11 protein-coding genes and 1 pseudogene are annotated in these 10435 nt (G+C 51.7%); 7 read left to right on the top strand and 5 right to left on the bottom strand.

All coding sequences use genetic code 11. The features are described 5' to 3' along the window. On the top strand, positions 1 to 599 hold a 599-nt coding region (locus CG67_RS13800; protein WP_025903531.1), incomplete at its 5' end, for an IS3 family transposase. A 53-nt stretch (positions 600 to 652) separates the two neighbouring features. Further along, positions 653 to 1188 (top strand): annotated as a pseudogene (locus CG67_RS17860) (IS1 family transposase). A gap of 82 nt (positions 1189 to 1270) precedes the next feature. Here the strand turns inward: CG67_RS17860 and yghU are convergent. Further along, positions 1271 to 2059 carry a glutathione-dependent disulfide-bond oxidoreductase gene (gene yghU / locus CG67_RS13785; protein ID WP_025903528.1) on the bottom strand — a complete coding sequence of 263 codons (789 nt, stop codon included), beginning with the start codon at positions 2057 to 2059 and terminating at the stop codon, positions 1271 to 1273. A gap of 350 nt (positions 2060 to 2409) precedes the next feature. On the opposite strand from yghU, the gene CG67_RS13780 reads away from it, so the two are divergent. Both CG67_RS13780 and CG67_RS13775 read left to right on the top strand, forming a co-directional pair. After that, positions 2410 to 3198, top strand: a complete 789-nt coding sequence (locus CG67_RS13780) for a formate/nitrite transporter family protein (protein WP_025903527.1) — start codon at positions 2410 to 2412, stop codon at positions 3196 to 3198. A 264-nt stretch (positions 3199 to 3462) separates the two neighbouring features. Continuing rightward, on the top strand, positions 3463 to 4617 hold the full coding sequence (locus tag CG67_RS13775; RefSeq protein WP_025903526.1) for a pectate lyase: 1155 nt from the start codon (positions 3463 to 3465) through the stop codon (positions 4615 to 4617). A 292-nt stretch (positions 4618 to 4909) separates the two neighbouring features. Here the strand turns inward: CG67_RS13775 and rcnR are convergent, their stop codons facing one another. Then, positions 4910 to 5182, bottom strand: a complete 273-nt coding sequence (rcnR, locus tag CG67_RS13770) for a Ni(II)/Co(II)-binding transcriptional repressor RcnR (RefSeq protein WP_025903525.1) — start codon at positions 5180 to 5182, stop codon at positions 4910 to 4912. A 120-nt stretch (positions 5183 to 5302) separates the two neighbouring features. Between rcnR and CG67_RS13765 the strand changes: the two genes are divergently transcribed. Further along, a complete protein-coding gene (locus CG67_RS13765; RefSeq protein ID WP_025903524.1) occupies positions 5303 to 6427 on the top strand; it encodes a nickel/cobalt efflux protein RcnA in 1125 nt (374 codons plus the stop codon). Between the two features lie 260 nt (positions 6428 to 6687). Here CG67_RS13765 and CG67_RS13760 read toward each other — a convergent pair whose 3' ends face one another. The 3 genes from CG67_RS13760 to CG67_RS13750 are packed head-to-tail and all read right to left on the bottom strand — an operon-like array spanning position 6688 to position 8918. Beyond that, on the bottom strand, positions 6688 to 7458 hold the full coding sequence (locus tag CG67_RS13760; protein ID WP_025903523.1) for an amino acid ABC transporter substrate-binding protein: 771 nt from the start codon (positions 7456 to 7458) through the stop codon (positions 6688 to 6690). Positions 7459 to 7477: 19 nt separating this feature from the next. Next, a complete protein-coding gene (locus CG67_RS13755) occupies positions 7478 to 8242 on the bottom strand; it encodes an amino acid ABC transporter ATP-binding protein (RefSeq protein WP_025903522.1) in 765 nt (254 codons plus the stop codon). Between the two features lie 4 nt (positions 8243 to 8246). Next, positions 8247 to 8918: an amino acid ABC transporter permease gene (locus CG67_RS13750; protein WP_025903521.1), complete on the bottom strand. Its 672-nt coding sequence runs from the start codon at positions 8916 to 8918 to the stop codon at positions 8247 to 8249. A 270-nt stretch (positions 8919 to 9188) separates the two neighbouring features. On the opposite strand from CG67_RS13750, the gene CG67_RS13745 reads away from it, so the two are divergent. Further along, positions 9189 to 9572: a DUF488 domain-containing protein gene (locus CG67_RS13745; RefSeq protein ID WP_029990991.1), complete on the top strand. Its 384-nt coding sequence runs from the start codon at positions 9189 to 9191 to the stop codon at positions 9570 to 9572. A 221-nt stretch (positions 9573 to 9793) separates the two neighbouring features. Then, on the top strand, positions 9794 to 10411 hold the full coding sequence (locus CG67_RS13740; RefSeq protein WP_025903519.1) for a TetR/AcrR family transcriptional regulator: 618 nt from the start codon (positions 9794 to 9796) through the stop codon (positions 10409 to 10411). Positions 10412 to 10435 lie beyond the last annotated feature (24 nt).

The following is a 10435-nucleotide window of genomic DNA, read 5'->3' as shown; positions in this document are numbered from 1 at the left end:
GACGTCAGGGACTTCGTGCAAAGGCTGCCCGGAATTTCAGCCCGGTCAGCTACAGAGAACATGACCTTCCTGTGTCTGAAAATCTGCTGAAACAGGATTTTTACGCGAGTGGCCCGAATCAGAAGTGGGCAGGAGACATCACGTATCTTCGCACAGACGAGGGCTGGCTGTACCTCGCGGTGGTGATTGACCTGTGGTCGCGGTCAGTTATAGGCTGGTCAATGTCAGAGCGTATGACGGCACAGCTGGCATGTGATGCGTTACAGATGGCACTCTGGCGGCGTAAACGTCCGGAAAACGTTATCGTTCATACTGACCGCGGTGGCCAGTACTGTTCGGCGGATTATCAGGCACTGCTGAAACGACATAATCTGCGTGGCAGCATGAGCGCCAGAGGATGCTGTTACGACAATGTCTGTGCGGAAAGTTTCTTCCACTCGCTGAAAGTCGAATGTATCTACGGAGAACGCTTTATCAGCCGTGAAATAATGCGAACGACCGTGTTTAATTATATCGAGTGTGATTACAATCGGTGGCGTCGTCACAGTGCCTGTGGCGGTATCAGCCCGGAACAGTTTGAAAACCAGACCCTCGCTTAGCGCCGTGTCCACATTGTGCGGGTAGGATCATGATGGTGTTTTAAGGTGCTTTTATGGCGTCCATTCCCGTACGCTGTCTCTCTTTTGCTGTGACTGAAGGCGCAGTCCGTAACGGTAAAAGTACCGCTGGGCACCAGCGTTATCTCCGCAAGCAGTGCCGTAAGACATGGCTACTTACTTTCATCTATACCGCCTCCCAGCCCGGTACACACCAGAAAACCATCGATATGGCTATGGATGGTGTTGGATGCCGTGCCAGTGCACACATAATTGGCATTGGCCTGAACACCATTTTCCGGCATTTACAAAACTCAGTCCCCGGTCAGTAACCTCATGGATAAAGGCGGGCAGTGATGTGATTGTCTGCGTAGAAATGGACGAGCAGTGGGGCTATTTCGGGTCTAAGTCACGCCTGAAGGGTAACTTTCACGTTATTAGTAAGCGTTACACACAAAAAATTGAGTGGCACAACCTGAACCCCAGGCAGCATCTGGCCAGGCTGGGAAGGAAGTCACTTTCATTTTCAAAGTCGGTTGAACTGCATGACAAAGTCATCGGGTACTACATGACGATAAACCACTATCAATAAATTGGAGTCATTACCTAACTGTATATCCCCGATCATTACCGCCGGCCTGACGTTGTGTCAGGCCGGGCAGTACAGAAAGACATTACATCTTCAGTACGGTTCTTCCTTTTTTAACCGCTTCACGCTGAGCGACTAATTCTGCCCAGCGGTTCAGGTGTTTATAAGATGCGGTATCCAGGAACCGGGCCGATCCTTCATATATTCCTCCCTGAGCCAGTACACCATACCAGGGCCAGATGGCAATATCGGCAATGGTATATTCCTCACCGGCGATATAGGTATGCTTCGCCAGCTGTTTATCCAGCACATCCAGTTGACGCTTAGCTTCCATCGCAAAACGGTTGATCGGGTATTCCATTTTTTCCGGCGCATAGGCAAAGAAATGTCCGAAACCCCCGCCCAGGATCGGGGCGCTGCCCATTTGCCAGAATAACCAGGACAGGCAGGATGCACGCCCGGCAGGGTCGGACGGAATAAAACGGTTAAATTTTTCGGCCAGATAAAGCAGCATGGCACCGGATTCGAAAATATTGATCGGCTCCGGGCCACTCTGATCGACCAGTGCCGGGATCTTCGAATTAGGGTTAACCTCAACAAAGCCTGACCCGAACTGTTCACCCTTCATGATATTCACCAGGTGAGCATCGTATTGGGCACCTTCAATCCCGAGTTGCAGTAACTCTTCCAGCATCACACTGACTTTGACACCATTCGGCGTCCCCAGTGAATAAAGCTGGAAAGGGTGCGAACCTGCAGGCAACGCTTGCTCAAATCGGGCACCTGATTCCGGGCGATTTATTGCCCCGAATTTACCACCAGGTTGTTTATCGTTCTTCCAGACTTCGGGGGGGACATAAGAGGATGTGCTCATAATATTTTCTGCTCCTTAGGCTGAATGAAGGGCCTGGTTAATTTGTCACTCTTCTCAAGAATAACATTCCCTGTTTGCGGCAGTTATCTGCATGTGCGGTAGCTCTGCCGGCCGTCTGTCACGCTGATTTTGCCAATCACCGGGACGTTGTTATCCCGTGGCAGTGGATACGTAAGTTTGCGGCTAATAATCTCTTTGGTGATAGTTAAAACCTTGTAATGTTTTCGTTGGAAAATATTCCTGGTCGCACTACTATCAATGAAGTCAGTCATATTATGACAATTATGGTCAGGGTTATGGCCACCGATTCACTTAAACCGTTTTGGCGGTTTTTACATTACCGGGTCATCATGTCTTTCAGCACACCTAATGAAATTGCAGTACAGGCCGTACAGGCCGGCGTGAAAAAGAGACATCATTCGTTGCAGAATCTCTTGATTCTGGGTTTTCTTGGCGGGGCTTTTATTGCTATCGGTTTTCTGCTGGATCTGCATGTGACCGCCAGGTTACCTGCTGACTGGGGATCCTTCGGAGGGCTGCTCGGGGCGATGGTGTTCCCGCTAGGGTTAATTCTGACGATTATCGGCGGAGCTGAACTACTGACCGGTAATATGATGGTGATGACCCTCGCGGCATTATCGAAAAAAATCAGCTGGGTTGCGCTGGTGCGTAACTGGTTCTGGGTGACGGTAGCCAATTTTATCGGCAGCATAGCGGTCGCCTGGTTTTTTGGTCATCTGCTGGGCATGACCGAAGGGGTATTTCTGAAGAGTACCTTGGCGATAGCCGCGGCGAAAACGCATGCGACTTTTCTGCAGGCGTTTATTTCCGGTATCGGCTGTAACTGGCTGGTGTGCCTGGCGGTCTGGCTGGGAATGGCCGCTAAAGACGCTGCCGGAAAAATACTGGGGATCTGGTTCCCGGTCATGGCCTTTGTGGCGATTGGTTTCCAGCACGTCGTCGCGAACATGTTTATTATCCCGGCGGCTATTTTTGCAGGGCAGGGAACCTGGACCGACTATTTTACTAATTTCGTGGCGGTATTTGCGGGTAATGCGGCAGGCGGGGCGATATTCGTTGCCCTGATTTACTACCGGGCTTATCGCCCTGACCTGCAGGGAACGACAGGGGGACTCTGAACCTTTATCCGGCAGTTTCCGATACCGAAAAGCGGCAGCCATAGGCTGCCGTTTTTTATGGGCAGCCTGAAAATCGGGCAGATATTTGCGAACGCCGCGGCCGGAAAACTATTTATCCGCCCCCCTGAAACAGCGCGTGGCAAGGCTGATTGTTGTATCCTTCAACCGACAACCTTAGTCGCGGGCGGTGATGAACGATAAGTGCAATAGTGTGTTCGTCGATAAGACACAACTTAACTAATAACAATCACTAAGAAGGTTATTATGAAAACAAAATTACGGATGGTTCAGGCTTCACTACTGGCAGCATTAAGTCTTGGTGGCTTTGCGTGTTCGGCGGCAGATACCGGCGGGTTCTCAAATACCACCGGCGGAGATAGTTATCCGGCGGTTACCGTCACCACCCTTAGTCAGCTGGAAAGTGCGGTAAACAGTGGTCAGCATCATATTATTGTCAGTGGCACCCTTTACGGAGGTTCGGGATTAACGACTCTGACATTCTCGTCTGCCAACAATAACAATACGACCATTGAGGGGGCTGCGGGCGGCAAGGCAGCACTGGAAAATATTCAGTTGAAATTTGACGGTGAGCTGCTGGCCAGCGGTACAAATATTCAGAATATTAAGGTCTCTAACCTGACGTTCTTTGGTAAGATTTCAGATCTACAGGCGATGCCTCAGCAGGTATACGGTTCATCTGACAGCACTAAAAAGGTTGGGATCAATTACGAAGGCATCTCTTTACGTCGTGTCACTAATGCCCTGATCACGCACTGTGCCATTTATGACACCAGTGATGATTTAATGAGTGTGGCACTGAGTTCAGATAATGTGACTCTGTCGTATAATCACCTTTACTTCAGTGACAGTTGGGTCAATATGAGTCCGGATCCGGTCTGGAACTGGGTGGGGTATAATACGGATCTTGCCGGTGAACGTTTGGCCATGGTCGTGGGGGCGAATACCTCTGACTCCTGGCAGGGGACGGGGAAATTGCACGTCACATTACACCATAACTGGATTGGTCCGAACGTGCGCGGACGTCCGTTATTCCGTGGCTGGATCCATGCGTACAGTAACTATTTTGATAATAGCGAAACCTACTCAGGCACGGATTATAATACCGCGACAGACGGCAATAAATATCCGAAACAACAGTATGAAGCACTGCAGCTGGTGAATGGCAGCGTGGTATATTCCGAATCCAATTACTTCCTGAAAACGAATAATACCAACACGCTGACTAACGATGGCAGCAGCTATACCGATAAGTTCTACGAGAAGAATAATACCTACAGCGGAACCACCGGAACATCGGCCACCGGCACCACGTTCAGCTCTCCGGTCAGTTATTCTTACTCTGTCACCGCCAGTGCCAGTGTACCGGCCTATGTGATGGCAAACGCCGGTCCTAAATGATCCGGCAACCGCCTGAACTGAACAACTCTCAGACCCGGTCAACTGGCCGGGTCTTCTTTTTAGGGTGCAATCCCCTGACGGCGGTGACCTGAAGCGTCGGGCGGGTCTGCAGACATCACAGTATTACCGATAGCCGGAACAGGCCGCTCAGCAGCACTTGATCCGGCTGACCGCAGCAACAGGTGTTGTGTCGTCGGGGAAACAGACGTTATCTGACTCCCTGCCGTGGGTTCCGGGGGCGGAGGCGGTTGCGTGAGTTCGTAATGCTATTTTTTGCGGTCCTTCGCCAGCGTCACTTCATATAGGAATCGAGTACCTTCAGAACAATGTCCAGATCTTCTTCCCGTTTGCTCTCCTCGCTTTCATGGACGATATGCTCAGTGATATGCCCCTTGATCACTTCCCGCAATAACCCGTTCACGGCACCGCGTATTGCGGCAATCTGCTGCAATATAGCCGTACATTCATGGGGTTCATCCAGCATTTTCTTCAGGGCAACCACCTGACCTTCGATCTTGTTTGTCCGGGCTTTCAGCTTTTTTTTATCACGAATAGTATGCGACACGACAGGGCTCCACGTTCCAGAAAACTCTGCAGATCTTACCACCCACTTCTACTGGGGGGTAGTATATTGTACTGGGGGGGAGTAGAATCAACGTAACGTTAATCCTTAGGAATGATCTCTGTGACTGAATTTACGACGCTTCTTCAACAAGGCAATGCCTGGTTTTTTATTCCCGGCGCTATTCTGCTGGGCATACTGCATGGGCTGGAACCGGGGCACTCAAAAACAATGATGGCGGCGTTTATCATTGCTATTAAGGGGACTGTGCGGCAGGCGGTGATGCTGGGCCTGGCTGCAACCTTGTCACATACGGTCATCGTCTGGTTAATCGCTTTCGGGGGGATGTTTATCAGCAGAAAATTTACGGCTGAGTCGGCTGAACCCTGGCTGCAACTGGTTTCTGCGGTCATTATCCTCGCAACGGCTGGCTGGATAGTCTGGCAGACCTGGCGGGGGGAAAAGCTGTGGCTGAAAGCGATGCATGGCAACGAACCGCACCATCATCACGATGAAACCCGGCGGATCGATACCGGCCACGGGGTCGTTGAACTGTCAATTTCAGAGGAAGGAGCACGCCCTCACTGGCGTCTGAGGACGCTCAGTGGCCAGAAATGGCATGCCGGTGAAGTTTCATTAACCACGATGCGCGAAAACCATGCTTTCTCTCAGATCTTCGAATTTACTGATGGCGGGGATTATCTGGAGTCTGTGGCTGCGGTCCCGGAACCTCACACTTTTGACGTTCGTCTTTCCCTGATGCATCGCTCCCATGTTCATGATTATGAAGTGAAGTTCAGTGAAGACGGCCATAGTCATGACCATGACCTTTCCGGTATTGAGGGTTCCGGCGCAGGTCTGGCTGAATACCAGGATGCACATGCCCTGGCACACGCGAAGGATATTAAGCATCGCTTTACCGGGAAAGAGGTGACGACCGGACAGATCCTGCTGTTCGGGCTGACAGGCGGGCTCATCCCTTGTCCTGCAGCGATCACCGTCCTGTTAATTTGTCTTCAGCTAAAGGCCATGATGTTAGGGGCCACGCTGGTGTTATGTTTTAGTCTCGGACTGGCATTAACACTGGTGACGGTCGGTGTAGGTGCGGCGCTCAGTGTCCGGCAGGTGGCTAAACGCTGGGGCGGGTTCGATGCCCTTGCCAAACGAGCGCCTTACTTTTCCGGGGGCCTGATGGCTGTGGTGGGGCTCTATATGGGGGTTCATGGCTGGATCGGGCTGGTTCACTGACAAGTCATTCAGACATTCCGGCTTCTTTCCCGGGCTTTTCCGGGGGCTAACAGGAGGATCGGTACGGCGGGTGGCTTGGGCATCCGACACAGTTGCGTCACCCTGCCTGAGACGAAGGCTCACCGGTGAGCGGCAGCAATATCGGGCGTCCGGTGGGCCGGAGGCGGAAGGTGATACAGGGAGGGGCCGTAACTACCCGTTTGTCAGCGGATAAAAATACCCCCGGCCGGGCCGGGGGTGACTGACGAAGCGATTGACGATTAGTGAGAAACGTCTTCGCCGAAATATTTTTCAGAAATCTTCTGGTAAGTCCCGTCTTTTTTCATATCGGCCAGAGCATTGTTGATGGCACCCTGCAGTGACGATTCGCCTTTTCTCATCAGAACACCGGATGCGCTGGCATTGTCTTCTGAAGCAACGATCTTAACCGGTGCATCAGGGCGGTGTTTTTTGAAGTCCAGGAACGACAGCTTATCATTCAGGGTGGCATCTGCACGGCCCTGAACCACCAGGTCGATGGACTGGTTAAAACCATCGGTGCTGACCAGGTTAGCCCCTGCATTACGGGCCAGTTGCGCATAGTTGCTGGTCAGTGACTGGGCAGCATTCTTACCTTTCAGGTCGGCAAAACTGTGGATGCTGTCGTTACTGTTTTTCACAATCACCACGGCTTTTGAGGCGATGTAAGGCTGTGAGAAATCATATTTTTTCTCACGGGCCGGGGTGATCCCCACTTCATTGATGACCACGTCATAACGTTTGGCATCCAGACCGGCGATCAGGCCGTCCCATTTACTTTCGACGAATACCGGTTTGACATGCAGTTTTTGTGCAATGGCCCGACCGATTTCCACGTCAAACCCGGTCAGGTCACCGGAGATAGTATGGAAGGTGAAAGGGGCGTAGGTCCCTTCTGTACCGATAGTCAGCTCACCGGCAGAGCGGACTTTTGCCAGAGAATCATCTGCCAGTGCTGAGTGAGCAACACCCAGAGATAACAGGGCTGAGAGTAACAGTGTTGTTTTTTTCATTACTTGCTCCTAAGTAGTATCAGACCTGGCCAACGGCAGAAAGGCCGCCGGTCAGTGTGGCAATATATTGGGCCGTCCTGGCCTTCTGCGGGTGCCTGAACAGCTGTGCGGAATCGCCGGTTTCAATGATTTCACCGGCTTCGAGGAAAATGGTGTGACTTGCGACCGAAGCCGCCAGACGCAGATCATGGGTTGCCATCAGCATGGTGGTTCCTTCTTCTGCCAGCTGTTTCAGTACGGCCACCACTTCTGCAGACAGTTCCGGGTCCAGTGCGGATGTCGGTTCATCACAAAGCAACACTTTCGGGGAGGGGGCCAGCGCTCTGGCAATGGCCACCCGTTGCTGCTGCCCGCCGGAAAGTGTCGCCGGCATCACATCACGTTTATGCAGCAGACCGACTTTTTCCAGCAGGGTTTCGGCACGGGCGACTGCATCGCCTTTACTCCATTTGTGCACCACCAGCAGACCTTCTGTAATGTTTTCCAGTACCGTTTTATGCGGAAACAGGGAGAAGTTCTGAAAGACCATCCCGGTCTGTCGGCTGATGCGCTGGATATCCCGGGTGCGCAGAGGCTTTCCGTTAAAGGCCAGCGTTTCCTGATCGAGCGTGATACTCCCGGACTGCGGTGTTTCCAGAAGGTTCAGGCAACGCAACAGGGTGCTTTTCCCGCTACCGGAAGGGCCTATCAGGGCAGTCACTGAGCCTTTCGGCAGTTGCAGCGAGATATCCTTCAGAACATGATTATCCTGAAAATATTTGTTAATCCCGTTTAATGAAATCATCTGCTTACGACTCCGCTTTCTCTTCGCGGGAGAAATGAATCTCCAGTTTGTTCTGCAGCGCAGAAAGGATTGTGCTGAAGAACAGATAAATCAGTGCAGCCTCGGTATAAAGGATCAGCGGCTGATAAGTCACGGCGGCAATACGTTGTGCGGCCAGGAACATCTCCGGCACCGTGATCACCGACGCCAGTGAGGTATCTTTCACTAATGAGATAAAGGTGTTTGATAATGGCGGAACCGCAATTCTCGCCGCCTGCGGCAGAATGATGCGACTTAATGCCTGACGCCAGCTCATTCCGATGGAGTGCGCGGCTTCCCATTGGCTGACCGGTACCGATTTAATGGTTGCGCGAATAATTTCAGAAGAGTAGGCACCGATATTTAAGGTGAAGCCAATCACCGCCGCAGGGAATGCAGAAATAGTGATCCCTGCACTCGGCAGTGCGTAGAAAATCAGGAATAACTGGACCAGCAGGGGGGTACCCCGCAACAGCCAGACATAGAAACGGGCAAAGATCTTTAACGGTTTAGGCCCGTACAGACGGATCAGCGCGACAATAAAGCCCAGAGAAAGCCCCAGAACAAATGACAATAACGTCAAAGGGATTGTAAAAGTCAATCCGGCGTGCAACATCGGCCAGAATGATTCAGCGGCAAGAGATAACCATGCTGGCACAGTACACCTTCCAAAGAAAAAGAGAAAAAAACAGGCCAGCCCGCAAGGCTGACCGCTTTGGCTATTTTAGGCAGTAATCGGCGGCAGGGAAATAATAATTGTGCATATCTTTAGAGAGATATTTAACCGTAATGGCTTTTTGTCCCTCTCCGGGGACGTTGCTGCCGGAATTCTGAGCAGAATTCCCTGTGTATGGGGAGTACACTGATAAGCCTGGTCAATCTGAAAACACGCGCAAACGCAGTTCTCTGCATTAATGAGGTCAGATAAATGATTACTTTTAAACGGGTGTACGAACCGGCAGCCGGACAGGATGGCTGGCGGGTACTGGCTGATCGTCTCTGGCCCCGCGGGGTCAGCAAATCCTCGCTGACAATGGATGAATGGTGTCGTGACATTACGCCCTCCGCAGAACTCCGGCAGGCTTATCATCATCAGCTGATTGATTTTCAGACCTTTGGTGAGCGCTACCTGGCAGAACTGACGCATCCGGAGGCTGAGGATTGTTTGCGACGGCTGGCCCTGAAGGCCAGCACCGGGAATCTGACTCTGCTGAGTGCGGTGAAATCACCGCAGACCAGTCATATTCCCTGGCTGACCCGTGTGCTGGAGCAACACATTCGCCTGCTGAACGATGGTCTGACAGAGCAGTAGTCCCGTCATATACCCGGTGCAGATAACGCTGGTGGTTTAACCGGGCATTTTTTCTTTTTGCCGTTCGCTGCCTCTGTTTACCTTCCTCTCACCTCATCTCTGTGCCGGTTCACCGGCAGGTCTGTCTTTGTCACGTTTATTCACAGAAAAAGGAGCACATCGCTGACCGGCAGGGTACAATACTAAACTGATCCGTTCGGTTATTAATTGCAGGGAGCCCGATGAGAACATTAACAGAAGAACGCAGAGATGCCATTATCGACGCCGGACTGGCGCTGTTTCAGGAAATGGGGTACGAGCGTACTTCCATGAATGAAGTGGCAAAACGAGTCGGCGGATCGAAGGCTACGTTGTATAACTACTTCTCGTCCAAAGAAGAGTTGTTTGAGACGGTCGTCCGGCGTTACAGCACACTTTTTCTGACGGAAGCGGCCGCTGAACTGCAGGATACCGGGCCCGGGAAACTGGCGCTGGAAGATAAACTGACGCGCTTTGGCGAAAAGATGTTGTCGGTGCTGACCAGCGAAAACCAGGCGATGCAGATTTACCGTTGTGTGATTTCCGAAGCCGGGCATTCAGATATCGGCCGGCTTTTCTTCGAATCAGGACCGAAAGAGAGTATGGAAAAACTGAGTGAGCTCTTTGCCGAAGCGATGAATAACGGCGAGCTGGCACCGGCTAATCCGATGCTGCGGGCCTCTCAGTTTACTTCATTGATCAAGGCTGAAACCGAAGTCATGCTTTTCAGCCGTGAAGTGCCGCGCTGCACTGACGAGCAGATCCGGCAAATGGTAAAAAACGGCGTCAGTTTGTTTATGAAAGGTGCAGCTACGCACTGATCCCTTTCACTGCGATCCTTATTG

The sequence above is a fragment of the Tatumella sp. UCD-D_suzukii genome (assembly GCF_000611875.2).
GTDB lineage: Bacteria > Pseudomonadota > Gammaproteobacteria > Enterobacterales > Enterobacteriaceae > Tatumella > Tatumella ptyseos.
This window is presented reverse-complemented; position numbering and strand designations above follow the sequence as displayed.